The organism is Pseudomonas fluorescens (assembly GCF_902497855.1).
GTDB classification, from domain to species: domain Bacteria; phylum Pseudomonadota; class Gammaproteobacteria; order Pseudomonadales; family Pseudomonadaceae; genus Aquipseudomonas; species Aquipseudomonas fluorescens_BI.
This window is the reverse complement of the sequence record NZ_CABVHU010000004.1, coordinates 100,929-126,264: the sequence shown is the minus strand read 5'-3', so window position 1 is coordinate 126,264 and position 25,336 is coordinate 100,929. Positions and strand designations below refer to the sequence as shown.

At 60.4% G+C, this 25,336-nt stretch carries 22 protein-coding genes; 14 read left to right on the top strand and 8 right to left on the bottom strand.

Annotated elements, in window-relative coordinates:
• Positions 1–57: 57 nt before the first annotated feature.
• From F8N96_RS10385 to F8N96_RS10360, 6 genes are all read left to right on the top strand, one after another.
• Positions 58–2,502: a hypothetical protein gene (locus tag F8N96_RS10385; protein WP_150797719.1), complete on the top strand. Its 2,445-nt coding sequence runs from the start codon at positions 58–60 to the stop codon at positions 2,500–2,502.
• A gap of 206 nt (positions 2,503–2,708) precedes the next feature.
• Positions 2,709–2,876: a periplasmic nitrate reductase, NapE protein gene (gene napE, locus F8N96_RS10380; protein WP_064677494.1), complete on the top strand. Its 168-nt coding sequence runs from the start codon at positions 2,709–2,711 to the stop codon at positions 2,874–2,876.
• A gap of 33 nt (positions 2,877–2,909) precedes the next feature.
• Positions 2,910–3,170 carry a chaperone NapD gene (locus tag F8N96_RS10375; RefSeq protein WP_128870384.1) on the top strand — a complete coding sequence of 87 codons (261 nt, stop codon included), beginning with the start codon at positions 2,910–2,912 and terminating at the stop codon, positions 3,168–3,170.
• A complete protein-coding gene (gene napA / locus F8N96_RS10370; protein WP_150797718.1) occupies positions 3,167–5,671 on the top strand; it encodes a nitrate reductase catalytic subunit NapA in 2,505 nt (834 codons plus the stop codon). The genes F8N96_RS10375 and napA overlap by 4 nt, the downstream gene beginning before the upstream one ends.
• 11 nt (positions 5,672–5,682) lie before the next feature.
• On the top strand, positions 5,683–6,168 hold the full coding sequence (locus F8N96_RS10365) for a nitrate reductase cytochrome c-type subunit (RefSeq protein ID WP_128870382.1): 486 nt from the start codon (positions 5,683–5,685) through the stop codon (positions 6,166–6,168).
• A gap of 9 nt (positions 6,169–6,177) precedes the next feature.
• A complete protein-coding gene (locus F8N96_RS10360; protein WP_064677490.1) occupies positions 6,178–6,774 on the top strand; it encodes a cytochrome c3 family protein in 597 nt (198 codons plus the stop codon).
• A gap of 1,257 nt (positions 6,775–8,031) precedes the next feature.
• Here the strand turns inward: F8N96_RS10360 and F8N96_RS10355 are convergent.
• From F8N96_RS10355 to F8N96_RS10340, 4 genes are read right to left on the bottom strand one after another with little or no spacing between them, the layout of a single operon-like run.
• Positions 8,032–9,120: an ABC transporter ATP-binding protein gene (locus F8N96_RS10355; protein WP_150797717.1), complete on the bottom strand. Its 1,089-nt coding sequence runs from the start codon at positions 9,118–9,120 to the stop codon at positions 8,032–8,034.
• Between the two features lie 36 nt (positions 9,121–9,156).
• Positions 9,157–9,954: an ABC transporter permease gene (locus F8N96_RS10350; protein ID WP_150797716.1), complete on the bottom strand. Its 798-nt coding sequence runs from the start codon at positions 9,952–9,954 to the stop codon at positions 9,157–9,159.
• Positions 9,951–10,868, bottom strand: a complete 918-nt coding sequence (locus F8N96_RS10345; RefSeq protein WP_150797715.1) for an ABC transporter permease — start codon at positions 10,866–10,868, stop codon at positions 9,951–9,953. Before F8N96_RS10345 ends, F8N96_RS10350 begins: the two co-directional genes overlap by 4 nt.
• Before the next feature lie 24 nt (positions 10,869–10,892).
• On the bottom strand, positions 10,893–12,020 hold the full coding sequence (locus F8N96_RS10340; protein ID WP_150797714.1) for an extracellular solute-binding protein: 1,128 nt from the start codon (positions 12,018–12,020) through the stop codon (positions 10,893–10,895).
• 62 nt (positions 12,021–12,082) lie between these two features.
• Here F8N96_RS10340 and F8N96_RS10335 point away from each other — a divergent pair, with 62 nt between their 5' ends.
• The 4 genes from F8N96_RS10335 to F8N96_RS10320 all read left to right on the top strand — a co-directional run bounded on the left by F8N96_RS10335 (position 12,083) and on the right by F8N96_RS10320 (position 15,967).
• On the top strand, positions 12,083–12,316 hold the full coding sequence (locus F8N96_RS10335; RefSeq protein ID WP_150797713.1) for a hypothetical protein: 234 nt from the start codon (positions 12,083–12,085) through the stop codon (positions 12,314–12,316).
• Positions 12,317–12,416: 100 nt separating this feature from the next.
• Positions 12,417–13,199, top strand: a complete 783-nt coding sequence (locus F8N96_RS10330; protein WP_150797712.1) for a creatininase — start codon at positions 12,417–12,419, stop codon at positions 13,197–13,199.
• Between the two features lie 77 nt (positions 13,200–13,276).
• Complete coding sequence (gene gabP / locus F8N96_RS10325; protein WP_150797711.1) at positions 13,277–14,656, top strand: GABA permease; 1,380 nt, start codon at positions 13,277–13,279, stop codon at positions 14,654–14,656.
• A gap of 294 nt (positions 14,657–14,950) precedes the next feature.
• Positions 14,951–15,967 carry a GlxA family transcriptional regulator gene (locus F8N96_RS10320; RefSeq protein WP_064677489.1) on the top strand — a complete coding sequence of 339 codons (1,017 nt, stop codon included), beginning with the start codon at positions 14,951–14,953 and terminating at the stop codon, positions 15,965–15,967.
• 358 nt (positions 15,968–16,325) lie between these two features.
• On the opposite strand, the gene F8N96_RS10310 is transcribed toward F8N96_RS10320, so the two are convergent.
• From F8N96_RS10310 to F8N96_RS10295, 4 genes are all read right to left on the bottom strand, one after another.
• On the bottom strand, positions 16,326–17,666 hold the full coding sequence (locus tag F8N96_RS10310) for an MFS transporter (RefSeq protein ID WP_150797709.1): 1,341 nt from the start codon (positions 17,664–17,666) through the stop codon (positions 16,326–16,328).
• A 182-nt stretch (positions 17,667–17,848) separates the two neighbouring features.
• Positions 17,849–19,060 carry a M24 family metallopeptidase gene (locus tag F8N96_RS10305; protein ID WP_150797708.1) on the bottom strand — a complete coding sequence of 404 codons (1,212 nt, stop codon included), beginning with the start codon at positions 19,058–19,060 and terminating at the stop codon, positions 17,849–17,851.
• A gap of 354 nt (positions 19,061–19,414) precedes the next feature.
• Positions 19,415–20,488 carry a GlxA family transcriptional regulator gene (locus F8N96_RS10300; RefSeq protein WP_150797707.1) on the bottom strand — a complete coding sequence of 358 codons (1,074 nt, stop codon included), beginning with the start codon at positions 20,486–20,488 and terminating at the stop codon, positions 19,415–19,417.
• Between the two features lie 185 nt (positions 20,489–20,673).
• The gene (locus F8N96_RS10295) at positions 20,674–21,345 is read right to left on the bottom strand and encodes a DUF2268 domain-containing putative Zn-dependent protease (protein WP_150797706.1); all 672 of its coding nucleotides are present in this window, start codon (positions 21,343–21,345) and stop codon (positions 20,674–20,676) included.
• Positions 21,346–21,536: 191 nt separating this feature from the next.
• Between F8N96_RS10295 and F8N96_RS10290 the strand changes: the two genes are divergently transcribed.
• The 4 genes from F8N96_RS10290 (at position 21,537) to argE (ending at position 25,259) form a co-directional block, all read left to right on the top strand.
• Complete coding sequence (locus F8N96_RS10290) at positions 21,537–22,847, top strand: flavin-containing monooxygenase (protein WP_150797705.1); 1,311 nt, start codon at positions 21,537–21,539, stop codon at positions 22,845–22,847.
• 19 nt (positions 22,848–22,866) lie between these two features.
• Positions 22,867–23,283: a RidA family protein gene (locus tag F8N96_RS10285; RefSeq protein WP_017338215.1), complete on the top strand. Its 417-nt coding sequence runs from the start codon at positions 22,867–22,869 to the stop codon at positions 23,281–23,283.
• 150 nt (positions 23,284–23,433) lie between these two features.
• Positions 23,434–24,111 carry a DUF1028 domain-containing protein gene (locus tag F8N96_RS10280; protein ID WP_150797704.1) on the top strand — a complete coding sequence of 226 codons (678 nt, stop codon included), beginning with the start codon at positions 23,434–23,436 and terminating at the stop codon, positions 24,109–24,111.
• A complete protein-coding gene (argE, locus tag F8N96_RS10275; RefSeq protein ID WP_150797703.1) occupies positions 24,108–25,259 on the top strand; it encodes an acetylornithine deacetylase in 1,152 nt (383 codons plus the stop codon). The genes F8N96_RS10280 and argE overlap by 4 nt, the downstream gene beginning before the upstream one ends.
• The last annotated feature ends 77 nt before the right edge of the window (positions 25,260–25,336 follow it).

The following is a 25,336-nucleotide window of genomic DNA, read 5'->3' as shown; positions in this document are numbered from 1 at the left end:
AGTCGCGTTCTGCGGTCAAGGCTGTGAAAGCAAGCGCCGTGTCTGCCGGAGAACGCCATGCGCCCGTACGCCATCCTGACACTGCTTGTTGTACTGTGGGCCGTGTGTCATGTCTGGCTGGTGGTTCTCGGCAAATTTCGACGCAAGACGATCGATCGTCCAGCAAGCAAGACGCGTACAGGCAGCCTGACGGTGCTCAAACGCGTCCGACATCTAGCGTGGAAAGGGGCCATCATCATTGGCACCGTGATCCTGCTCATGCTGGCATGCCGTTTCCTGTCTTCAAGCACCCGTGTCGTATCCCAGACAGTCATTGACCCCGCACAGTCGATCCTTGGCGTGACCAGGGCAATCGGCCAATACGGCACAATCCTGGGCATCCTCGGCTTACTCGGCGTTGGCCTTTCGTTGTACGTGGCGGCGCGCCAGGCACCCACGCTGTCCAGCGACGAATCGCGCAAAGACCCCGCCTCGGTGAGAACACCTGTGCCTCATGTCACCACCGCTCTGTTCATTATTTCCCTGATTGGCTGGAGCGCCGAACCCTTGGTCTACAACATGCAGCTGATGGTCAACAACCTTCGGATGAATGCGGCAGATCAACTAGCGCAACGGGACATGGAAGAAGCACTGTCCGCCATTCCTCCACTAAAAAATCCCGACGCCGAACCCGCCAATCCAGATACTGCGGTCCCTGCAGTCCAGGCCGCCACCCGGCTTTTCGTCCGGGCAGCCCTCAGTGACATGACCCGCAGCCCTGTCTTCGAGCAATGGGTGCAGGTCACGCATTCAAACCGCAGCGAATCTGAATTTGTCCGTGCAGCCCTGACCGGTCAGCGCATCGAAGTGTCCGCCTCTGCCGACAGCGCGACGAAAATCCGGCGCGAAGTCGCAGCGACGCTCGGCGATGTGCTCGAGGACAAGTCAGGCATTGTCAAAGCAGAACAACAGATCGAGCAGGCGCTAGCCCCCTCGGTCGCGCGCCTGGAACAGCAAAACCCCAAGCTCTTGGCAACATTGACCGCAGTGCTCGAGCAGCGCCATGGCACCCCGTTCGCCCCCCTGGATGCCCAGGAAAAACTGGTTGCACAAGTGCTGGACCAAGCCTTTGGGCCAGTCAATGCCATACCCACGACAGAGTTGGGCAGGCAAGCCAAAATACTGGTTAAAGACCTGGGCAGGAACGCCGTCAGAACCTGGACGCACACCTGGGCGAAGAACTGGGTAACCGAAGCACTCAGGCGTTCTGCCCGGCCCGGTGTGCCTGCGGTCGCGGCGCGTCAGGCTTCCTTTGAAGCGACAGACGACGCTCGCACCCTGGTCAGGTCGCTGAATGCGGCCGAGGGCCAGGGCTGGACGCCAAGCCCCGAAGCCCTGCGGGAAGCGAAAATCGCCGAGGCGGTCAGCACCGCGGTCGCCGGATTGCACCCGCCTCCGATGAACGCAGCATTGCAAGAACATCTGGGTGGCTACGATCCACAGCTCCCTGGAGCCCCTGACTTCGAAGTGGCTTCAAGCGGCTTGCGCATCCGGAAAATAGTGATCGACCAGGACTTTTACCCGGTAGGGATTGATGCCAACCAGATTCGCTGGACCCTTCAACCAGCAACGGCCGCCACCACCACCAAAGTCATTCTGGAGATCATGTCGAATGATCAATGGGTCAATCTTGGCGCCTATGATGCGGCTATCGTCAACCAGGCATTGCGCTACGCCGGGGATGGTCGAGTGGTGGCCGTGACGAGTGCGCCCGGTGACGGGAAGTTGATCAGCCGCGTGACCTACACCCATCCGGTACTGACCGATACCCCGCTGGGCTGCCGGCTGGCAGAGGCGGATCGGCTGCTCGACACGTTCACGGCTGCCTACGCTTCTCCCGGCAAGGTGCCCGATGTAGCGGGTCCAGGCCTGCCGGAGCAGTACCGGCTGACGGAAGATCACACACCGCAGTTCCGGGAGCGTCGAGTCTCGGCAGGACCAGACTGGGCTTGGATGAAACGCTCGCCCGACCATCTTGGAAATATCGACATTTGGGTCCACACCACCTTTTCCCTTGGGCGCGGGCAGGCTCCCGATAAGGTGAATGGCGAAGCGAGCACCATCGCGATGGATTTCCCTGCGCGTGGACTCCAGCAATTGCGCCAGCGAGTATCGAGCCGTCTGCCAGGTTACTTGAAAGCCCAACTCTACAGCCCTTCGTACGACGACTTCATGGCGCCGCTGGAAGACTTCGTGCTACTGCAACGCTTCTTTCGTACGGCGTTGGCAGGGAGCCTTGGGCAAGACTTTCCAATCATTCAGCTGATCGCACTGGAGAACGCCACACGCAGCTACGTCCCCTACCAGCCAACGATCCGCTGGGAAGAAGTGCCCGAGGCCAGGTTGATGGAAGTCCTGCAACAGGCCGATCCCGAAGCGCAGGAAAGCTACAAGCGCTGGTATCAGGATTATTTTTTTCGTCTGGCGACCAGGCAGGCCGTGTGTGATCGCGTGTCGAGATGACCGGCCCGGAACGCCTCGGCAAACGGACTGAAGTGCCGACATCGCCTGATTAACGGTAACCAAACGAAGTAATGGTTTACCGTTTTATAGCGGCTGCACCACCGTTGTCATGATAATTCACCGCCGGTCGCTAAATACCCCTGCCAGGAAACCCGCAAAAACATCGTGATCTAGTCTGATTGCAAAGTTCGGCTGGAGATTGCTCGATGCCATTGGCTGAAGAACGCAAACCCGAGCGCCGCAAGGAAACCCGGCTGTTCCTCTTTCTTGTCGTCTGCCTCTTCCCGCTGCTGTCGGTCGCCATCGTTGGCGGCTACGGCTTTCTCGTCTGGTTTTTCCAGATGCTGTATGGACCACCGGGCCCTCCCAACTAATAGCCGTTGCCCAAGGCCTATTGGAGCCAGCACATGGACGAAGCTCTGCATATTGCCAGTCTTGTCGTACTTGCCCGCCCCGAATTGTTCGACGCCGTCAAAGCCAACCTGCGTCTACTGGAGGGCCTGGAACTGCATCAGGAAAGTGCGGCCGGAAAACTGGTGGTGGTCCTCGAGGCCGTGCACGAAAGCCAGATTCTGCAACGCATCGAACAGATCAACAACCTGCCGGGCGTACTCAACGCCGCGTTGATCTACCACGAACTCCTCGAACCCGAAGGAGACATCGAATGAGCATGAGTCGCCGAGCATTCGTCAAGGCCCAGGCCGCCGCCATTGCCGCCGCCGCTGCCGGCCTGCCGATCGTGACCTCCGCCAGTAATCTGGTGACCGAAGCGGACATGGTGACCCTGGACTGGAACAAGGCACCCTGCCGCTTCTGCGGCACCGGCTGCAGCGTGATGGTCGCGACCCGGGACAACCGGGTGGTTGCCACCCACGGCGACGTCAAGGCCGAGGTCAACCGTGGGTTGAACTGCGTGAAGGGCTATTTCCTGTCGAAAATCATGTATGGCGTCGATCGCCTGACCCAACCGCTGTTGCGCATGAGCAATGGCCAGTACGACAAGCAGGGCGAATTCCAGCCGATCAGCTGGGAAAAAGCCTTCGACATCATGGAGCTCAAGTTCAAGGAAGCCTTGAAGAGCAAAGGGCCCGGATCGGTCGGCATGTTCGGTTCCGGGCAATGGACGGTGTGGGAAGGCTATGCCGCCAACAAGCTGATGAAGGGCGGCTTTCGCAGCAATAACATCGACCCCAACGCCCGCCATTGCATGGCCTCGGCGGTGATGGGCTTCATGCGCACTTTCGGCATGGATGAGCCGATGGGGTGCTACGACGACATCGAAGCCACCGATGCCTTCGTTCTCTGGGGCTCGAACATGGCCGAGATGCACCCGGTGCTCTGGAGCCGGGTCACCGACCGGCGCCTGAGCCAGCCTCACGTGAAAGTCGCCGTGCTGTCCACCTTCGAGCATCGCAGCTTCGAACTGGCCGACATCCCCATGGTGTTCAAGCCGCAAACTGACCTGATGATCCTCAACTACATCGCCAACCACATCATTGAAAGCGGTGCGGTGAACCAGGACTTCATCAGCAAGCACACCCGGTTTGCCCAAGGCGCCGATGACATCGGGTACGGCCTGCGCCCTGACGACCCACGGGAAATGAAGGCGAAAAACGCGGCCAAGGCCAACACCTGGACGGATATTTCCTTCGAGCAATACGCAACGTTCGTCAAACCCTATACCCTGGAGCGAACCGCCAAGGAGACCGGTGTCCCGGCTGAACGACTCAAAAGCCTGGCCGAGTTGTATGCCGACCCCAAGCGCAAGGTCGTGTCGTTCTGGACCATGGGTTTCAACCAGCACACCCGCGGCGTCTGGGCCAACAACCTGATCTACAACATCCACTTGCTCACGGGCAAGATCAGCGAACCGGGCAACAGCCCCTTCTCGTTGACCGGCCAGCCGTCGGCCTGCGGTACCGCGCGCGAGGTCGGGACCTTCTCCCACCGCTTGCCCGCCGACCTGGTCGTGACCAACCCCAAGCACCGCGCCATCGCCGAAAAAATCTGGAAGCTGCCCGCCGGCACCATTCAGGAGAAACCCGGTTTTCATGCGGTGGAACAGAGCCGCATGCTCAAGGACGGCGTGCTCAACGTCTACTGGACCCAGGCCAGCAACAACATGCACGCCGGGCCGAACATCATGCAGGAAGTGCTGCCGGGTTGGCGTAACCCGCAAAACTTCGTGATTGTCTCTGACGTCTATCCCACGGTTTCCGCCCAGGCCGCCGACCTGATCCTGCCCAGCGCCATGTGGGTGGAGAAGGAAGGTGCGTTTGGCAATGCCGAACGACGGACGCAATTCTGGCATCAACTGGTGACCGCCCCGGGGGACGCCAAGTCCGACCTGTGGCAGCTGCTGGAGTTTTCCAAGCGTTTCACCACCGACGAAACCTGGCCCGCCGAGTTGCTGGCCAAGGCGCCTGAGTACAAGGGCAAGACCCTGTTCGAGGTGCTGTTCAAAAATGGCCAGGTCGACCAGTTCCCCGTCGAGCAACTGGAAGCCGGCTACAAGAACGATGAAGCCAAGGCCTTCGGTTTCTACCTGCAAAAAGGTTTGTTCGAGGAATACGCCCAATTCGGCCGCGGCCACGGCCATGACCTGGCCACGTTCGACCGTTACCACAGCGAACGAGGCCTGCGCTGGCCGGTGGTCGACGGCAAGGAAACCCGCTGGCGCTATCGCGAGGGGCTGGACCCGTACGTGGAGAAAGGCAGCGAGGTGCAGTTCTACGGTTACCCGGACAAGAAGGCGATCATCTTCGCCCTGCCCTACGAGCCACCGGCCGAAGCCCCGGACGCCGATTACCCGTTCTGGCTGAGCACCGGCCGCGTGCTCGAACACTGGCACACCGGCACCATGACCCAGCGTGTCGAAGAGCTGTACAAAGCGGTGCCGGACGCCCTGGTGTACATGCACCCCGACGATGCCAAGGCATTGAAGGCAAGGCGCGGCAGTGAAGTGAAGCTGATCAGCCGGCGCGGTGAAATCCGCGCGCGCATCGAGACCCGCGGGCGCAACAAACCGCCGCAAGGGCTGGTATTCGTGCCGTTTTTCGATGCCAACAAGCTGATCAACAAGGTCACGCTCGACGCCACCGACCCGATCTCCAAGCAAACCGACTACAAAAAATGCGCGATACGCATCGAGTTGATCAGCGTGGCCTGAGGAGAACCGTCATGCCTTTTCGAATCCTGCCGTTGCTCCTGCTCGCTGCGATCGGCGTGGTGATGGCTGCAGACGTCGACTACCCGCTCGATGCCTCCGGGCCGGACGGGCGCCGACCCGGTGGCACCTTGACCCAGAGCATGCCGGCCCCGCCCATCGCCAACGAAGAAAACAAGGACCTCAAGCGCGAACGCAATTACCCGGACCAGCCGCCCACCATCCCCCACAGCATTCGCGGTTATCAAATCGACATCAACGGCAACAAGTGCCTGTCTTGTCACAGCCGTGCCAACAGCGCGCGCAGCCAGGCGACGATGATCAGTATCACCCACTACATGGACCGCGACGGCCAGGCGCTGGCGGCGGTGTCACCGCGTCGGTACTTCTGTAACCAGTGCCATGTGCCGCAAACGGAGGTGCTGCCCCTGGTAGGCAACAACTTCGAGACCATCGATAAAATATTGCAAGACGACGCCAACGCCGCGCAGAAACCCTGAGGAGGCAAGATGAAAGCACTGTTCGCCCTGCTCAAGGACTACTGGGGCATCCTGCGTCGGCCGAGCCTCTATTACAGCCTGGGCTTTCTGACGCTGGGGGGCTTTATCGCCGGGATCATTTTCTGGGGTGGTTTCAACACGGCGCTCGAGCTGAGCAACACCGAGAAGTTCTGCATCTCCTGCCATGAAATGCGTGACAACGTTTTCGTCGAGCTCAAGGACACGATCCACTACACCAACCGTTCAGGTGTGCGCGCCAGTTGCCCGGACTGTCACGTGCCCCACGAATGGACCCATAAAATCGCACGCAAGATGCAAGCCTCGAAGGAGGTCTGGGGCAAAATCTTCGGCACCATCGATACCCGCGACAAATTTGTCGCCCTGCGCCGCGAGCTGGCCGAACATGAGTGGGCCAGGCTCAAGGCCAACGACTCGCGCGAATGCCGCAACTGCCACAACTTCGAGTTCATGGACTTCACCCGCCAGGGCAAACGCGCCGCTGCCATGCACTCGACGTCCCTGGCCAAGGGTGAAGCCACCTGCATCGACTGCCACAAGGGGATTGCCCACAAGCTGCCGGACATGAGTGGGGTCAAGGGCTGGTAGGTTTTCATCCGCCTACACAAATCCCGCGAACGGCAAAGATCCCCTGTAGGAGCTGGCTTGCCAGCGAAAGCGGTGGGTCAGTCAATGAAGATGTTGAATGATATGCCGCCTTCGCTGGCAAGCCAGCTCCTACGGGGATCGGGGTGTACACAAATCCTGCGTCCGGCAAAGACCCAATGTAGGAGCTGGCTTGCCAGCGAAAGCGGTGGGTCAGTCAATGAAAATGTTGAATGATATGCCGCCTTCGCTGGCAAGCCAGCTCCTACAGGAATCAGGGTGTACACAAATCCTGCGTCCGGCAAAGACCCAATGTAGGAGCTGGCTTGCCAGCGAAAGCGGTGGGTCAGTCAATGAAGATATTGAATGATATACCGCCTTCGCTGGCAAGCCAGCTCCTACAGGAATCAGGGTGTACACAAATCCCGAGTCCGGCAAAAATCCAATGTAGGAGCTGGCTTGCCAGCGAAAGCGGTGGGTCAGTCAATGAAGATGTTGAATGATATACCGCCTTCGCTGGCAAGCCAGCTCCTACAGGGATCGGGGTGTACACAAATCCCGAGTCCGGCAAGACCCAATGTAGGAGCTGGCTTGCCAGCGAAAGCGGTGGGTCAGTCAATGAAGATGTTGAATGATATACCGCCTTCGCTGGCAAGCCAGCTCCTACAGGGATCGGGGTGTACACAAATCCTGCGTCCGGCAAAGACCCAATGTAGGAGCTGGCTTGCCAGCGAAAGCGGTGGGTCAGTCAATGAAGATGTTGAATGATATGCCGCCTTCGCTGGCAAGCCAGCTCCTACATGGGATCGGGGTGTTCACAAATGCTGCGTCCGGCAAAGACCCAATGTAGGAGCTGGCTTGCCAGCGAAAGCGGTGGGTCAGTCAATGAAGATGTTGAATGATATGCCGCCTTCGCTGGCAAGCCAGCTCCTACATGGGATCGGGGTGTTCACAAATGCTGCGTCCGGCAAAGACCCAATGTAGGAGCTGGCTTGCCAGCGAAAGCGGTGGGTCAGTCAATGAAGATGTTGAATGATATGCCGCCTTCGCTGGCAAGCCAGCTCCTACATGGGATCGGGGTGTTCACAAATGCTGCGTCCGGCAAAGACCCAATGTAGGAGCTGGCTTGCCAGCGAAAGCGGTGGGTCAGTCAATGAAGATGTTGAATGATATGCCGCCTTCGCTGGCAAGCCAGCTCCTACATGGGATCGGGGTGTTCACAAATGCTGCGTCCGGCAAAGATCGGAAGTGGGCGATTCTTCAGTCGCCGCGCAGTATCAGCGCGTGCACACCGTCCCATTCGGCGAAGATCTCCTGCCCGCAGTTCACCCCAAGCCGGTGGTAATCGGCATGCGGCTTCTGCACCTGCAACTCGAGCCCATCCCTGGTTTCCAGGTAGATGTTGACCATCGAACCAATGAACTCTTCGCCGACGACGGTACACGCCAGCCGGTTGTGCCGCATCGGTTGCGCGGTCAGGTCGATATGCTCGGCGCTGACGCAGACCGTGACGTCTTCGCCGGGGACCACCGATTTACCCTGGGGCAGTCGCGCCTGGAATTGGCCGTGCGCCGAATCGAGGCGAACCAGCCCTGCATCGTCGAAGCCGGCGACCGTGCCGCACAGGATGTTTTTACCGCCCACGAACTCGGCGACGAAGCGATTATGCGGCTCCAGGAACACCTCCTGCGGCGAGCCGATCTGTTCCACCCGGCCCCGGCTCATGATGACCACCCGATCGGCCATGGCAAAGGCTTCGGATTGACTGTGGGTGACGTAGACGAAGGTGATACCCAGGTCCTTCTGCAGGCCGGTCAGCACGCCTTGCATGCGCACGCTCAAGTGAGCATCGAGCGCGCTCAGGGGTTCGTCGAGCAGCAGGATCGGCGGTTCGGTCACCAACGAACGCGCCAGCGCCACCCGTTGCCGCTGACCACCGGACAGCAGGCTGATATCCCGCGTGGCGAACTCCGCCAGGTCCAGCCGCTCAAGCCAGTGCAGGGCCTTTTTGCGCCGCTCGGCCTTGGCCATGCCTCTCATGCGCAGGCCGAATTCGACATTCTCCAGCACGTTGAGAAACGGGAACAGGGCCAGATTCTGCCAGACCAGCGGCGTCTCCCGCTCCCATGAGCACAGGTCATTGATGCGCTCACCGTTCAGGCGGATTTCGCCCTCGCTGGGTTTATCAAGCCCCGCGAGCATGCGCAGCGTGGTGGTCTTGCCACATCCGCTGGACCCCATGATCGCGACGAACTCGCCCTTGTAGATGTCCAGGTTCATGCGTTCGACGGCCATATAGCTGCCGAAATGCTTGACCACGTTGTCGAATACCACCAGCGGTTGAGTCATGGCTGAGTCCTTCGGGTTCGGATGGTTGAGGTGGTATCAGGCCGTCGCGGGCTTGCGCCGGCGCATCAACAGCAGCTGCGCCAGAATCACCAGGGTCATGGTCGTGATGAAAACAATGGTGCCGATCGCGTTGATGGTCGGGCTCACCTGCCCTTGCAAGGTGTTGAGGATGCGCACCGGGACCGTCTCGTTAAGCCCCGAGACGAACCAGGCGACGGCGAACTCATCGAAGGACACCGCCATGGTCACGAACAGCGCGGCGAAGATGCTCGGCGCGGTGAATGGCAGGATCACGTAACGCATGGCCTTCCACTGGTTGGCCCCCAGGTTCCAGGCAGCGGCCTCGATGTTCGGATCCATCTGCGCCAGACGCATCCTGATCACCGCCATGGCGAACGGCGCACACATGACGATGTGGCTGATCATGACCGCGTAAATCTCCCCGGAAAGCCCGACCCGCGACAGGAAGGCCAGCATGGCCAGGCCCATGATCACCACCGGGATGGTCGGCGGCAGCATTGCGAGCGCCATGTAGATCGACTTGCCGAAGAACTGGTATCGGAAGTCGGTGTACGCCGCGGTGAACCCGAGCAGGGTCGAGACCAGCGACACCACCACACCCACTTTCAGGCTGTTGCCGAAGGCCTGCCAGACCGCCGGATCAGCCGCGATCGCCTGGTACCAGTGCAGGCTGAAGCCGCCCAGGGGCAACGACGGAAAGCGGTCGATGTTGAACGAGAACACGAAGCTGCCCGCGATGGGGGTAAAGATGAAGATGAACACCAGTACGACAAAGCTGCGCAGCAGGAAGTTGATCAGTCGATGCTCGTTCATGGGCGTCTCCGGTATGCGAAGCGAACCGCAGCAAAGGCCGTGATCAGCAGCGTCAGGATCATCATCGTGGCGATCACTGCCGCCCGTGGCCATTGCTGGCCGGACTTGGTGGTGTCGGTGATCAGGGTGCTCAAGGTCGGTGGCTGGCCGCCGCCCAGGTACAGCGGGCTGACGAAGTCACCGAAGGTCAGGATGAAGCAGAACAGCGCCGCGACCACGATACCGATCCGTGCCGACGGGATCACCACCAGGATGACCGTGCGCAGGCGTCCGCAGCCGAGGTTGTGCGCGGCCTCGATCAACGAGCGATCGATGTACATCAGGCTGAACAGCTGCAGCAACACCACCAGCGGCAGACACAGCGTGAAGTAGCCGACATAGGTACCGAACGTCGTGTTCAGCATCGCCAAGGGCTCCAGTCCGAGCAGACCGAGCGCGGCGTTGAAGATGCCGTTATCGCTGAGAAACACCTGCCACGAATAGGTGCGCACCAGGTAGCTGGTGAAAAACGGCGTGATCAGCAGCAATACCAGCAACTGTTTCGTCGACTCGCGGAACTTGAAGGCGATCGTATAGGCGCAGGGGAACGCCACCAGGCTCACCAGCACCGTGGCGCCCGCCGCCATGGCCAGGGTATGCAGGTAGGCATCCCAGAAAAAGCCGCGACTGAACATGTAGCTCCAGTTCAGCCACTCGAAGGTCGGCACCATGCGGAAGTTGCGAACCAGCCAGAAGCTGATCGCCACCAGGAATGCCAGCGGGAACACAAAGAAGATCAACTGCCAGATCAGGATCGGTAGCGAAAAACCAAGGCCGTACCAGGGCAGGCGCACGGTTCTTTTGCGGCCCCGCCGTCGGCTGGGTGCGCTGTCGGCCAGCACCGACGGTGAAGTCTTAAGCTTGTCTGAAATCATTGCGACCACCTCCCACGCGTCTCGTCAGGCACCCTTGTATTGCGACCAGAAGTCGTTCCACTCATCCAGGCTCTGCCGGACCGGGAGTTCGCGGTACTTGATGCGACCGTCGCGGATATCGTCCATGACGTTGCGCTGACCGAGCAGCATGCCTTGGCGCCTGGCTTCGGCGGGGTCGGTCTGGTTGAGCAGTTCCCAACCCTTCTTGCTCGGGATCAACGCCGGGTAGGCAGCCATCTTCGCCGACTTGACCTGGCCTTGGGGTGAGGTGATGTATTGGATGAACTTCTTCGCCAGCTCCGGGCTATGGGCTTTTCTGGCGATGCAGTAGGACTCCGTCCATTGCAACCCGCCCTCTTGGGGCAACACGGTTTTCACCGGAGCGCCAGCGCGCTGCAAGACCCCGGTGATCCAGTCGCCGATGCCGCACATGGCATGGACCTGACCGTTTTTCAGCGAAGAGAAGGTACCGCCGTAATCGAAGAAACCACCGATCTGCGGGCGCAGGCTCATCATCTTCTGCTGGACGGCCTTCCACTGCCCGGCATCGATGTCGTAAGGGCGGGCATTGCCATTGAGCAAACTGATCTGCCCCAGGTTCGGCAGGTGCCAGTCGAAGTGGCCGACCTTGCCCTTGAGGCTTTCGTCCCAGAACACGTCGTAGCTGCGCACCTTGGCTTCGGGCACCAGCTGGGTGTTGTAGGCGATGCCGAGAAAGCCGAAGCGAATCAGCACCGAATAGAGCTTGTCCCCCTCCCAGTGACCGGGAAAGTGCTGGAACTCCGGATAGAAGTCGTCGAAGGGGTAATCGGCCGGGTCGAGTTGCTCGATGTATTCGGCGGCATTGAGTTGCTGGACATATTCGGCGTCGGACAGGATCAGATCGAAGGTGCCGGGCGGCGATTGCGAGATCAGCCCCAGCATGTTGTCGCCACCGGTGTAGTACTTGGCCTTGACCTTGACCCCATACTGGCGTTCGAAATCGGCGACGATGTCCGGCTCGGCGTGCCCGGCCCAGGCCAGGATCACCAGCTCTTTTTCCGCGGCGGCGAAGCTTCTCAACGGCAGCAAACCGGAGAGCGCCGCGGTGCCTGCCAGGATGCCGGTGGTCTTGAGGAAGGTACGGCGCGAAAGGTCGATGCGATTATTCATTATTGTCTCTCCCAGGTGATGGAAAGTGGCCTCTGTCCTTCTCGTCCTTGTGGTCTTGCCGCTTGCTGGTCGATCTGCCGGCCCCGCGCCTCATTGGCTGGCAAGCGCCATTGCAGCAGATCGCCATCACCCGATTTTGCATGCGTCCGACCTTAAGTTTGTCAGATCCGACCCATCGCCCTTCCTTGCCCAAAAGCGCCACACCGAAAGACCGCGCCTTGTCAGAAAAGCCAAAACAAAGGGTGTTTGGTCAATTTTGGGTCGGTTTTAGACAAATCGATGCCGCTTCTATCTGATGGAATCATTCCATGCGCCACGTTCGATCCCTGCCGTCCAAAAGATGGCTCAAGGAAAAGGCGAACGCTTCCAGCGTCAATCACTCAAGAGAGTCCATAGATGAACAACAGTGTCGTTATTGGCGAGCTCACCTGGCCAGAGTACGCAGAGAAGGTCGCCACCGGCTGCCCGATCTTTCTGCCAGTGGGCGCCCTGGAACAGCATGGCCATCACATGTGCATGGAGGTCGACGTACTGCTGCCCACCGCGATCTGCAAGGCGGTCGCGCAGAACGTCAGCGGCCTGGTGTTGCCGGCCCTGGCCTACGGCTATAAATCCCAGCAGAAATCCGGCGGCGGCAACCACTTCCCCGGCACCACCAGCCTCGATGGCGCCACGCTGACCCACACCGTGCAGGACATCATCCGCGAACTGGCCCGCCATGGCGCACGCAAACTGGTGATGATGAACGGTCACTATGAAAACTCGATGTTCATTGTCGAGGGCATTGATCTGGCACTTCGCGAACTTCGCTATGGCGGCATCGATGACTTCAAAGTTGTGGTGTTGTCTTATTGGGACTTCGTCAACGATCCTGCCGTTATCAAACAGCTGTATCCCGATGGTTTCCTCGGTTGGGATATCGAACATGGCGGTGTGTTTGAAACTTCACTGATGCTGGCACTTCACCCGGACAAGGTCGATCTGAGTCGCGCCGTTGACCATCCGCCCGCCCGCTTTCCCCCATATGACGTGTTTCCCATCATCCCGGAGCGCACCCCGGCGTGCGGAACACTGTCCTCCCCCAAAGGCTCCAGTCGCGAGAAAGGCGAATTGATCCTGGACGTCTGTGTGTCCGGCATCAGCGCTGCCGTCAGGGAGGCCTTTGATTTAACCACTTGAAGAGACAACAGCGGGCGCCAACAAGTACCCGCCGTTAACGCTGCACCCTCCAGAACATAATAAAAAGGGTACCTCTCATGTCCAGCACCTCCACTTTGGCCCCAGGGCTCAAGCAGCGTCACGTCACCATGCTCTCCATAGCCGGCGCCATCGGTGCCGGCCTGTTCATCGGCTCGGGACACGCCATCGCCTCCGCTGGCCCGGCGGCGATCCTCGCTTACATCATGTCCGGCACCCTGGTCGTGCTGGTGATGCGCATGCTCGGAGAAATGGCGGTCGCCTCGCCGGACACCGGATCCTTTTCAACCTATGCCGAGCGCGCCATGGGACGCAGCGCCGGCTTTACCATCGGTTGGTTGTACTGGTGGTTCTGGGTGCTGGTCATTCCCATCGAAGCCATCGCCGCCGCTGCCATTCTCAACGCCTGGTTCCCGTCGATCCAGACCTGGGAATTCGCGATAGCGGTCACCGGATTGCTGACCCTGACGAACCTGTTCAGTGTCGCGCGCTACGGCGAGTTCGAATTCTGGTTTGCCATGCTCAAGGTCATTGCGGTCCTGGGCTTTATCGCGCTTGGCGCGCTGGCCCTGGCGGGCGGGTTGCCGGACACGACCGTCAGCGGTGTGGTGCAATTAAGCCATGAATTCGGGGGTTTCATGCCCAACGGCATGACCGCCGTGGTCGGTGCGATGCTGACCACCGTGTTCAGTTTCATGGGCACGGAAATCGTCACGATCGCCGCCGCCGAATCGCAGAACCCGTCGAAACAGATTACCCGCGCGACCAACTCCGTCGTCTGGCGCATGGGGATTTTCTACATCGTCTCGGTGTTCCTCATCGTCTCCATCGTGCCTTGGAACGATCCGATGCTGGTGCAGGTCGGCTCTTATCAGCGGGCGCTGGAGTTGATGAATATTCCCTACGCGAAAATGATTGTCGATATCGTCGTGTTGATCGCCGTCGCCAGCTGCCTGAACTCGGCCATCTATACCGCCTCGCGCATGGTCTTCTCGTTGAGCAAACGCGGGGATGGCCCTCGGGTACTGCAAAAGACTTCGGCGTCAGGGGTGCCTTACTTTGCGGTACTGGCCAGCACGGCAGTGGGCTTCCTGACCACGGCGCTGAACTATTTTGCACCCAATGAAGTGTTCTCCTTCCTGTTGGCCAGTTCGGGGGCCGTTGCGCTGCTGGTCTATCTGGCCATTGCGATTTCCCAATTGATACTGCGCAAGAAGATGAACGCTTCAGGACAGCCGATCGCCTTCAAGATGTGGTTTTACCCTTGGCTCAGTTACCTGGTGATCGCCAGCATCTTGAGCATTCTGGTGGTGATGTTGATTTTGCCGGAGCACCGCATGGAAGTGATTGCTACCGGGGCCCTGACGCTTTCCATTATCTGCATGGGTGCAATCTTCAACGCCAAAAAGAGCACCTTGCAGAAAGCCGAACTGGCTTGAACGAACACACACTCGACGGCGCGCTTGAACCACGCTCCGACGATTGACCTTTCACCTCTTTGCGGCCCGCTTACCACCACGGAGCGGGCCGTTTTTTTTCGCCCTTCCCCTCCCCCTCCTGTCCCGCCCCTTCTGATCACCTATAACGGGTCTCGGATGCCTATTCATAAGGCTCTGGGTGTAATATCCAGTAACCCGAATGCAGGGCTGATTACCATAAAATCGAGATGACATTGCCAGCTGTCGGCAGCTTGCCGCAGAGCGCGTCACTATTACAGTTGAGGAGCGGTAACGATGGCGAAACTCCAGGTGGCGAAACCCGCCGCAGGACGTTCGGCAAAAGAACAACGGCCGGTGAAAACCGTGGGTTTCCTGGTCATCCCCAACTTCACCACCATCGGCTTCGCCTCCGCCGTGGAGACCCTGCGCATGGCCAACATGGCGGCGCGCGAACCGATGTTTCGTACGGTCATCATCGCCGCCAGCCTGGACCCGGTCACGGCCAGCAACGGCATGCGTATCCTGCCCGACTATGCCATCACCGAGGCACCCAGGCTCGACATGCTGTTCGTGGTCGGCTCCAACCCGATCGTTTCCAACCACAGCAGCCGACCGCTGCTCAATTGGCTGCGCAAGCTGGCGCACGATCAGGTGCCGCTCGGTGGAATTTGCACGGGCAGCCACTTGCTGGCACGGGCCGATCTACTCAAGGGTTACCGCTGCACGATTCACTGGGAAGACATCGAGGCGCTGAAGGAGCGTTTCCCGGGGATCATCATTTCCAACCAGCTGTTCGAACTCGATCGCGACCGCTACACCTGCTCCGGCGGCGTGGCCTCGATGGACATGACCCTGCAGCTGATCGCCCGCGAACCGGGGGGCCGGGACATCGCCGCCCATGCGGCGGAATTGCTGCTGTGTGATCGGGTACGGGGCGCGCGGGAGCAACAGCGTGTGCCGTTGCGGCAGAAACTGGGCACCTCGCAGCCCAAGCTCAGCCAGATGGTGGCGATCATGGAGGCCAATCTCGAGGAGCCGGTGGGCCTTGAAGAACTGGCGCGGTTGAACGAGGTGTCGGTGCGGCAACTGGAGCGCCTGTTTCACAAGCACCTGCAACGCACGCCCAGTCAGTACTACCTGGAACTGCGCCTGTCACGGGCGCGGCAGTTGCTGCTGCGCAGCGAGTCGCAAGTGCGCGATATCGCCCTGGCGTGCGGCTTTGTATCGCCAGCGCACTTCTCCAAATGCTACAGCCGGTTTTTCGGCGTATCGCCTATTGGAGAGCGCAAGCAGGTGGCTGCGGTGCATTGATTGGGGTGGGGCGGATTATTTGCGAGGGAGGGTCGGTATTCAGGATTTATGTCGGCTGGACTGGCCCCATCGCCGGCAAGCCGGTCTCGCTCCCACAGTGGATGGGTGTTTTGCCGTAGTCTTGTGTACGACACTGCAACCTGTGGGAGCGAGCCTGCTCGCGAAGGCGGACTGACATTCAGCATTGATGTTGGCGGGACTGGCCCCTTCGCGAGCAGGCTCGCTCCCACAGTGGATAGGTATCGTGCCGAAATCTTGTGTACACCACCGCAACCTGTGGGAGCGAGACCGGCTTGCCGGCGAAGGCGTCCTTAAGATCGCCATCACAAGCAGCTATGTCCACAATTGAAAAATCGACTCAGTCCTGCAAAGCCTTATGCGCCGTTTCCCGACTCGCCAGCATCGCCACCAGCGCCACCGCCGCGGCTGCCAGCAGATACCAGGCAGGCGCCATTTTGTTGCCGGTCAGTTGAATCAGCCAGGTCGCGATAAACGGCGCGGTACCGCCGAACACCGCATTGGCGATATTGAAGCTGAAGGCAAAACCACTGAAGCGCACCCGGGTCGGGAAGATCTCGGCGAGGAAGCACGGCAAGGTGCCGTCGTTCATCGCCAGGATCGCGCCAAAGGCGATCTGGATCATCAGAATCACTATCAGCGGCTGGTTCTCCAGCATCCCGAACAGCGGGAATGTCAGCGCCAGGAACAGCACCGAAGCCGTCAGCAACATGGTCTTGCGACCAAAGCGGTCCGACAGCTTGCCCATCAGGAAAATCAACCCGATATAGGTCGCCAGCGACACCGTCGACGCCAGGAACGAATCGCTCTCGCTCATGCCCATCTCGGTGGACAGATAGGTCGGCATGTAGCTGAGCAACAGGTAGAAGGCCACCGCGTTCAGGCAGGTCACGCCGATCCCGATCATCACGCTGCGCCGGTGCACGGTCAGAAGTTCGCGCACCGGCGAATGGGTCGCGCACTCCTTGGCTTCCAGGCGTTTTTCCATTTCCAGGAATTTGGGCGTGTCCTGCAGGCTCATGCGGATATAACGCCCCACCAGACCAAACGGAGCCGCCAACAGAAACGGCAGGCGCCAGCCCCAGCTGTGCAGGTCCTCGACACTCATCCAGGCATGCAGACCGGCCACGAACACCGCGCCGAACAGCAGGCCGGCCGCGGTGCTCGCCGGAACGATGCTGGTATACAACCCGCGCTTGCCTTCAGGAGCGTACTCAGCGAGAAAGGCCGACGCCCCGGCGTATTCGCCGGAAGCGGAAAAACCCTGGAACAGGCGGATCAGCAACAACAAGGCCGGTGCCCACAGGCCGATATGGTTGTAGGTGGGCAGGATGCCGATGCAAAAGGTCGACACCGACATGATCAGGATCGACCAGGACAGCGCACTGCGCCGCCCATACTTGTCACCAAAGTGCCCCCAGACCAGCCCGCCCAGCGGACGCACGATAAACGACAACGCGAACACCGCGAAGGTCGCCAGCAACGCCGTCGCCTTGTCGGTCTGCGGGAAAAACGTCAGGGCGATGACCGTGGCCAGATAGCCGTAGGCCGCGTAATCGAACCACTCGACGAAGTTGCCCATGAAGCTGGCACTGGCCGCGCGGCGCAACGCCTTGCGCTCGGACGTCAGTTCACGTTGCTGTTCCAGGGTGGGTGTCAGGCTCGCGCTCTGGGTGCTCATTGCGCACCTCCGGTGGTAGAGGTGCGGTTTTGGATAAGGAAAGTCGGGACGTGGATCATGGCAAAACCCCTCTATTGTTTTACTTGGCAGGGTTATGGGTCTGTAGATGCTGCGCGTTCTTGGGCGCGCATGCATCAGTTGCAACAAAAAACGCCGCACAGGCTCACTGTGCGGCGCTCGTCTTACTTCTTGATGATGTTGTGTTCCGGGCCATACGGGAAATGGGTGATGTTTTCGCCGCCCTGCTCGTTGACGATCAGGATGTCGTGCTCACGATAACCACCGGCGCCCGGCAGGCCTTCGGGCAGCATGATCATCGGCTCGATGGACACCACCATTCCCGGCTCCAGTACCGTGTCGATGTCTTCGCGCAGTTCCAGCCCGGCTTCGCGGCCGTAGTAATGGCTCAGCGTGCCGAACGAGTGGCCGTAGCCGAAGGTGCGGTATTGCAGCAGATCGTGCTCGAGGAAAATCTCGTTCAGTTGCAGGGCGATATCGCAGCAGCGCATGCCCGGCTTGATCAGTTTCAGGCCGGCCTCGTGCACCTTGACGTTGACCTCCCACAAACGCAGATGCTCGTCGGAACAGTGATCCAGGAACAAGGTACGTTCCAGCGCGGTGTAGTACCCGGCGATCATCGGGAAGCAATTGAGGCTGAGGATGTCGCCCTTGTTGACCTTGCGCGAGGTCACCGGGTTGTGCGCGCCGTCGGTGTTGATGCCGGACTGGAACCAGGTCCAGGTGTCCATCAGCTCGGAGTCGGGGAAGGTACGGGCAATTTCGCGCACCATCGCCTGGGTCGCATGCAGTGCCACTTCATACTCCGGCACCTGGTCACGCAAGGCTTCGACGATGGCCGCGCCACCGATGTCCGCCACGCGGGCGCCGTGGCGAATGATCGCGTGCTCTTCGGCGGACTTGATCATGCGCATGCGCATGCAGGGTGCCGCGATGTCCACCAGTTCGGCCTGGGGGTAACGGCTGGCGAGCTTGTCGCGATTGAGCAGGTTCAGGTGGTCGAACTCGATGCCGATCCGCCCGGCCTTGGGCAAGGCTTGCTGGATCGCGACGAAGTAATTGTCACGCTGCCAATCGGTATAAACGATGTTTTCCGTGCCGACGGTGCGGCGCCAAGGCTGGCCGCCATCGATGTTGGCGCTGATGGTGACGGCGCTGTCCTGGGTCACCACCAGTGCGTATTGACGGCCGAACGAGCAATACAGGAAATCGCTGTAGTAGTTGATGTTGTGATACGAGGTGAAGACCGCTGCGTCGATATTGTTCTGCGCCAGGTAAGCCCGCAATTTGGCCTGGCGATTGGCATATTCCTGAGCCGAGAAGGTCGGAGTCACTTTTTCGCCGTTCTTGATCTGGATGGTTTTCGGCATTTGCATGTCATTTATCCTTGTCAGTGATTGCAACAGAAGGCGCCACTCTGGCGGGCCGCTGAAGATCATTCGAACAGATGCCAAGCGAGGTTTTTTGCGCGAATCCGACCTGTAGTTGGTCAGATCCGCTCTTTGGCAAGTCGGGACCAAACTCATCCGGTAAAAACAACAATGCCCCCGTCGGACGGAGGCATTGGTTCAGAAATTCACACGGGTCAATGTAGGAGCGAGCTTGCTCGCGATGGACTTGAAAGCGCCGCGTTGATTCAGAAAGCACGCGTTATCGTTAACCTCCATCGCGAGCAAGCTCGCTCCTACAAGGGATCGGTGTCATGCACAAAACCAGTGCCCACTGAAAATCTACTGTAGGAGCTGGCTTGCCAGCGAAGAGGCCGGCACAGGCAAAATAGCGGCAGACTGACACCCCGCAATCACTCGCAACTCCCCACCCACATCCTCCCGCGGATGCGCACCGAAGTACTGGCGATAGCAACGAGCAAAATGTTGCACCGAGACAAACCCGCACTGATGGGCAACCTCCACCATCGATTGCCCCCCGGCCTGCAGTAACTGACGCGCCCGCTGCAGACGCAAATCCAGATAATGCCGAGACGGCGAACACCCCAGACTGCGCTTGAACAACCGCTCCAGATGTCGGCGAGACATGCCCATCGCCTCCGCCAGTTCGTCGATGCCCAAGGTGCGGTCCAGATGATCCCCCATCAACGCCAGCGCCGCTTGCAGCCGTGCCGGAGCGTTATGAATGGGCTGTAGCGGCCTGGCCTGGCGAGCGGCATGTTTTTCCAAGCGCAGCACCAGACCACGCCCGTGGGTCCGGGAGAGCAGTTCGTGCATCAGCCCTTGAACGGCCTGAGGCCCGACGCAGGTCAGGCGTTGGCGATCGACGCAGAACGGCGCGGCCACCGGGGTCAAATCATTGAAGGCTGCCTGGGGCGCAAGCGAATCGGGCTCTGGCAAGCTGCAGCGATAGCCGTCCAGCGCCCCGATCTGCGCCAGCAGCCAACCGGCCTTGCCCAAGGCCCCCAGGCTGATCGGCTGGAGGGCCCAGTGACACAGCTGCGAGCGAAAGTCCAGCTGATCGGCACCGGCGTGCAAGCTATCGCCACCACAGAGGATCAACACATCCAGGGCCTGGGCCTGATCCAGTCGCGCCGTGGCGGTGGCGATGCCGTTGCTGGCGTGCAGTTGCCCGCCTTGCAGGCTGAGCATCTGCCATTGGCAATGCGCCCGCCCGGCCACCTGGTTGGCCAGGCGCAGCGGCTCCAGCGCATTGGCCAGGGTGAACAAATCGAAGGCTTCCATCAGCCAGAAGCCGATACGCAGCGGCGGTGGTTGGGGTCGGTCAGATTCACCGGGATGGGAACTGGAGGTACGCAATCCAGACTTGGACTCGTCAAAAACACTGATAACCATCATTGATCCCCGCACACCGCGTTCAAGGTTGTTGCAACCAAGGCGGATTGTCGGCGTCAGGGATCAACGAGACGTGTCAGATTTCGACCTCAAAGTGTTCGTCAGTACCAGTCTGCCAGATGGCTGGTCACCGGGGTTGCCCGGTGCGCCACACACCGAGCCGCCCATGAACTCGCGCAACCGACTCAGGGCTTGTGCAACACATAACCTTCCTCAAGCGCCGAGGCGACAATATCGGCGGCGGGCACGTTGATCCAGGTGGCTGCATCGATCTCGCCAACCGACGCCAGCCAGCGCCCGACCATCTGATAACCGAGCGTATAACCCAACCATTTTGGCAGAGCGCCGGTTCCGAAGAACCACTCGCTGTGGTTGTAGTACGTTGATTGAAGGGCCTTCAGGTCTGCGGGGGCGCGTAAAAGATCGGCGCTGCTGACGGCATGCTCCCAGGGCTCCGGATCGCTGCCGAGCAGATGCCGGACAAACTGCCCGGCCAGTCCCTCGCTGACCAAGGCTTCACCCAGCGTCCAGCCGTAACCCGGACCCGCCATGCGCAAGCAATGATGGACCTCATGCACGATCTGCCGATGCAGCGCGCCGCTGCGCAGGCTGGACAACCAATTCGGGTTATCCGGATCTAGGGTCATCGAGAACATGGTGCTTCGATACGCTCGCCCCATCAGCCCCATCTCGGGGAGGGTCTCGCCAGGCAGGCGCTGGATCAACACATCAAGTCGTGGTGGGGTTATCAGGCGAGAAACCGTCTTGCAGGCCGCTTCGAATTCGCCGATCACCTCGGCGCGCCATTCGCCAAGGTGCCCTGAGGCTTCCAGCCAGTGCAGCGTCCATCTGTCCATTATCAGCTCTACTCAAAGATAAGCTTCGAAATCGCCGCGAGCATATACGCAGGCCCGAAGCCTCTGCATCAGTTATTTATACTCAAATGCCAGCTTAATAATATTTTACCGATACCAGGGTCATCCCTAGTCTTGAGCCCAAGAAATGGCAGGCCGTTAGCGACCTAACTCCAACTTCGAAGGGTATAGAGATGACCACCGAAAAAATAAAAACAGATACGCTGATTGTTGGCGCCGGTCAGGCTGGCGTAGCCATGAGTGAACACCTGAGCAAACTCGGCGTACCGCACCTGGTGCTGGAGCGCAGCCGTATCGCCGAGCGCTGGCGCACCGGGCGCTGGGATTCGCTGGTGGCCAACGGGCCGGCCTGGCACGATCGTTTTCCCGGCCTTGAGTTTGATGACATCAGTCCCGACGGCTTTGCCCCGAAAGAGCGGGTCGCCGATTATTTCGAAGCCTATGCGAAGAAGTTCAAGGCCCCGATCCGTACCGGCGTGGAAGTGAAGAAGGTCCAGCGCAATGTCGGTCGCCCAGGCTTCACCGTTGAAACCTCCGAAGGTGTGATCGAGGCCAACCGTGTAGTGGCCGCCACCGGACCGTTCCAGCGTCCGGTGATTCCGCCGATCGCGCCCAAGGATCAGCCCTTCCTGCAGATCCACTCCGCCGACTACCGCAACCCTGCACAACTGCCCGAAGGTGCTGTGCTGGTGGTCGGCGCGGGTTCGTCCGGCGTGCAGATCGCCGATGAATTGCAGCGTGCCGGCAAAAAAGTCTACCTCTCGGTCGGCGCCCACGACCGCCCTCCCCGCGCCTATCGCAACCGGGATTTCTGCTGGTGGCTGGGGGTGCTCGGCGAATGGGATCAGGCGGCGATGAAACCCGGTCGGGAACACGTGACCATCGCGGTGAGTGGCGCCCATGGCGGCCGCACCGTGGACTTCCGCGGTCTGGCCCATCGCGGCATGACACTGGTGGGCCTGACCCAGGCGTTCAACGGTACTGTGGCGACTTTCCAGGCGAATCTGGCCGAGAACCTGGCGCGCGGCGACGAGAACTACCTGGCGCTGCTCAATGCCGCCGACGCCTACATCGAGCGTAACGGCCTGGACCTGCCGCAGGAACCGCAAGCGCGCCACACCTTCCCGGATCCGGAGTGCGTGACCAACCCGATTCTTGAACTCGATCTGGCCAAGGCCGGCGTGACCTCGATCATCTGGGCCACCGGTTTCGCCACCGATTACAGCTGGCTCAAGGTCGATGCCTTCGACGACAACGGCAAGCCGCAGCATCAGCGCGGTGTGTCGAACGAACCTGGGGTGTATTTCCTCGGCCTGCCGTGGCAGTCCCGTCGCGGCTCCTCGTTCATCTGGGGCGTTTGGCACGATGCCAAGTACGTGGCGGACCACATCGCCATCCAGCGTTCGTACCTCGAATACCGCGCCCCCTTGCAGCGCGAGGCTGAAATCGTCCCGGTCGCCCATAAAACCACTGTCAGTGCTTAAGACTTTTCAGGAGCTTCACATGTCCACGCCAACCCATACCCGTATTCGCATGTTCAACACCAAGGAAACTTACCCGAACCAGAGCCTGGACAATGACCTGTGCCAGGCCGTGCGCGCCGGCAACACCGTCTATGTTCGCGGCCAGGTCGGGACCGATTTCGAAGGCAGGCTGGTCGGCCTGGGTGACCCGCGGGCGCAAGCCGAGCAGGCCATGCGCAACGTTAAACAGTTGCTGGAAGAGGCCGGCAGCGACCTTAGCCACATCGTCAAAACCACCACCTACCTGATCGATCCGCGGTATCGCGAGCCGGTTTATCAGGAAGTGGGCAAGTGGCTTAAAGGGGTGTTTCCGATTTCGACCGGGTTGGTGGTGTCGGCATTGGGGCAGCCGCAGTGGTTGATGGAGATTGATGTGATTGCGGTGATTCCGGAGTAAGGCAACAGACCGAGTCGCGGCCTTCGCGAGCAAGCTTCGCTCCTACAGAAGATCTTCGCATCCCCCGGATCCCCTGTAGGAGCGAAGCTTGCTCGCGAAGGCGCCCGCCCATACGCCCTATTCGCCAAGGCCAACCAAGGAGCCAAACCCATGACCTTCTCCATCGCCGCCCGCTGCCCCGACACCGGCCAGTTCGGCATCGCCATCAGTTCCTCCAGCATCGCCGTCGGCGCCCGCTGCCCCTGGCTGCTGCCCGGTGTCGGCGCCGTCTCCACGCAAAACATCACCCTGCCCTCCCTCGGCCCGGAAACCCTCGCCCTCATGGAGCAAGGCCTGGCGCCCTTCGAGGCCCTCGACAAGGTCCTGACTCGCAACGGCTACAGCCAATACCGCCAGATCACCGCCATCGACCACCTCGGTCGTACCGCCCACTTCAGCGGCAGCGAAACCCTGGGCAACCACAATGCCCTGTCCGGCGAGCAATGCGTGGCGGCCGGCAACATGCTGGCGGATCCTGGAGTCATCGAGGCCATGGTCGAAGCGTTCGAACATGGCGAAGGTCAACTGGCCGACCGCTTGCTCGCCGCCATGCAAGCCGCCATCGCCGCCGGTGGCGAAGCAGGGCCTGTGCATTCGGCGGCGCTGGTGGTAGTCGGCGAACTGACCTGGCCGATCATCAACCTGCGGATCGACTGGGCCGACGATAATCCAATCGCCCAGCTTGAGAAACTGTGGGACGCCTATCGCCCCCAAGTCCAGGACTACATCGACCGCGCCCTAGCCCCCGACAAGTCCCCTGGCTACGGCGTCGCCGGAGACGACCGATGAGCAGCAGCCGCGATTTGCTGAACACCCTGGTGGCGTTCGACACCACCAGCCGCGAATCCAACCTGCACCTCATCGAGTTCGTCCGCGACTACCTCGCAGAATTCGATGTGCCTTGCGAGCTGGTCTACAACGAGCAGCGCAGCAAGGCCAACCTGTTCGCCACCATCGGCCCGGCGGACAAGCCCGGCATTGTGCTGTCGGGGCACACCGACGTGGTGCCCGTCGACGGCCAGCCGTGGACCGTCGCGCCGTTCGAGCTCACTGAGCGCGACGGCAAACTGTACGGACGCGGCACGGCGGATATGAAAGGCTATATCGCCTGCGTACTCGCCCTGGTCCCGTCGTTGGTGAGCGCCACGCTGCGACTGCCGGTGCACATCGCGCTGTCCTACGACGAAGAAGTCGGCTGCCTCGGCGTGCGCTCGCTGCTGTCGGCGTTGGAGAAGCGCCCCGTCAAACCGATGCTGTGCATCATTGGCGAACCGACCGAACTCAAACCGGTGCTCGGCCATAAAGGCAAACTGGCGATGCGCTGTGATATTCACGGTGAAGCCTGCCATTCCGCCTATGCACCGCTCGGGGTCAATGCGATTGAATACGCCGCCGAACTGATCGGTGAACTGGGGCGGATCGGCAACCGGCTCAAAAGACCGGAGCACCACGACGCCCGTTTCGACCCGCCGTTCAGCACGGTGCAAACCGGAGTGATATCCGGCGGCAAAGCCTTGAACATCGTCCCCGCCGATTGCCGCTTCGACTTCGAAATCCGCGCCCTGCCCTCCCATGATCCCATCGAGGTTGCTCAAGAGCTGAAGACCTACGCCGAGCAGCATGTACTGCCGCGCATGCGTGCTGTGAGTGATCAGAGTGAAATTCGCTTCAGCGAGCTGTCGGCCTATCCCGGTCTGGTGACGGATGCGCGCAGTGAAGCGGCCGAGTTGATCGCGGCATTCTCCGGCTCCCGGGAATTCGGCACAGTGGCGTTCGGCACCGAGGGCGGTCTATTCGACGCCGCAGGCATTCCCACCGTCGTGTGCGGCCCCGGCAGCATGGATCAGGGCCACAAACCCGACGAATTCGTCAGCCTCGAGCAACTCACCGCCTGCGATGCCATGTTGCAACGGATGCTGTCATCGATCAGCGAATAGCAAAGATTCTGAACACCGCAAAATTCCCTGTAGGAGCGAGCTTGCTCGCGAAAAACCCAAGAACGCCGCGCGGTGTC

Excerpts from the sequence above, each read along its gene's own strand:
- F8N96_RS10385 (WP_150797719.1), top strand. The coding sequence starts at position 58 with ATGCGCCCGTACGCCATCCTGACACTGCTTGTTGTACTGTGGGCCGTG.
- napE (WP_064677494.1), top strand. The coding sequence starts at position 2,709 with ATGCCATTGGCTGAAGAACGCAAACCCGAGCGCCGCAAGGAAACCCGG.
- F8N96_RS10375 (WP_128870384.1), top strand. The coding sequence starts at position 2,910 with ATGGACGAAGCTCTGCATATTGCCAGTCTTGTCGTACTTGCCCGCCCC.
- napA (WP_150797718.1), top strand. The coding sequence starts at position 3,167 with ATGAGCATGAGTCGCCGAGCATTCGTCAAGGCCCAGGCCGCCGCCATT.
- F8N96_RS10365 (WP_128870382.1), top strand. The coding sequence starts at position 5,683 with ATGCCTTTTCGAATCCTGCCGTTGCTCCTGCTCGCTGCGATCGGCGTG.
- F8N96_RS10360 (WP_064677490.1), top strand. The coding sequence starts at position 6,178 with ATGAAAGCACTGTTCGCCCTGCTCAAGGACTACTGGGGCATCCTGCGT.
- F8N96_RS10355 (WP_150797717.1), bottom strand. The coding sequence starts at position 9,120 with ATGACTCAACCGCTGGTGGTATTCGACAACGTGGTCAAGCATTTCGGC.
- F8N96_RS10350 (WP_150797716.1), bottom strand. The coding sequence starts at position 9,954 with ATGAACGAGCATCGACTGATCAACTTCCTGCTGCGCAGCTTTGTCGTA.
- F8N96_RS10345 (WP_150797715.1), bottom strand. The coding sequence starts at position 10,868 with ATGATTTCAGACAAGCTTAAGACTTCACCGTCGGTGCTGGCCGACAGC.
- F8N96_RS10340 (WP_150797714.1), bottom strand. The coding sequence starts at position 12,020 with ATGAATAATCGCATCGACCTTTCGCGCCGTACCTTCCTCAAGACCACC.
- F8N96_RS10330 (WP_150797712.1), top strand. The coding sequence starts at position 12,417 with ATGAACAACAGTGTCGTTATTGGCGAGCTCACCTGGCCAGAGTACGCA.
- gabP (WP_150797711.1), top strand. The coding sequence starts at position 13,277 with ATGTCCAGCACCTCCACTTTGGCCCCAGGGCTCAAGCAGCGTCACGTC.
- F8N96_RS10320 (WP_064677489.1), top strand. The coding sequence starts at position 14,951 with ATGGCGAAACTCCAGGTGGCGAAACCCGCCGCAGGACGTTCGGCAAAA.
- F8N96_RS10310 (WP_150797709.1), bottom strand. The coding sequence starts at position 17,666 with ATGAGCACCCAGAGCGCGAGCCTGACACCCACCCTGGAACAGCAACGT.
- F8N96_RS10305 (WP_150797708.1), bottom strand. The coding sequence starts at position 19,060 with ATGCAAATGCCGAAAACCATCCAGATCAAGAACGGCGAAAAAGTGACT.
- F8N96_RS10300 (WP_150797707.1), bottom strand. The coding sequence starts at position 20,488 with ATGGTTATCAGTGTTTTTGACGAGTCCAAGTCTGGATTGCGTACCTCC.
- F8N96_RS10295 (WP_150797706.1), bottom strand. The coding sequence starts at position 21,345 with ATGGACAGATGGACGCTGCACTGGCTGGAAGCCTCAGGGCACCTTGGC.
- F8N96_RS10290 (WP_150797705.1), top strand. The coding sequence starts at position 21,537 with ATGACCACCGAAAAAATAAAAACAGATACGCTGATTGTTGGCGCCGGT.
- F8N96_RS10285 (WP_017338215.1), top strand. The coding sequence starts at position 22,867 with ATGTCCACGCCAACCCATACCCGTATTCGCATGTTCAACACCAAGGAA.
- F8N96_RS10280 (WP_150797704.1), top strand. The coding sequence starts at position 23,434 with ATGACCTTCTCCATCGCCGCCCGCTGCCCCGACACCGGCCAGTTCGGC.
- argE (WP_150797703.1), top strand. The coding sequence starts at position 24,108 with ATGAGCAGCAGCCGCGATTTGCTGAACACCCTGGTGGCGTTCGACACC.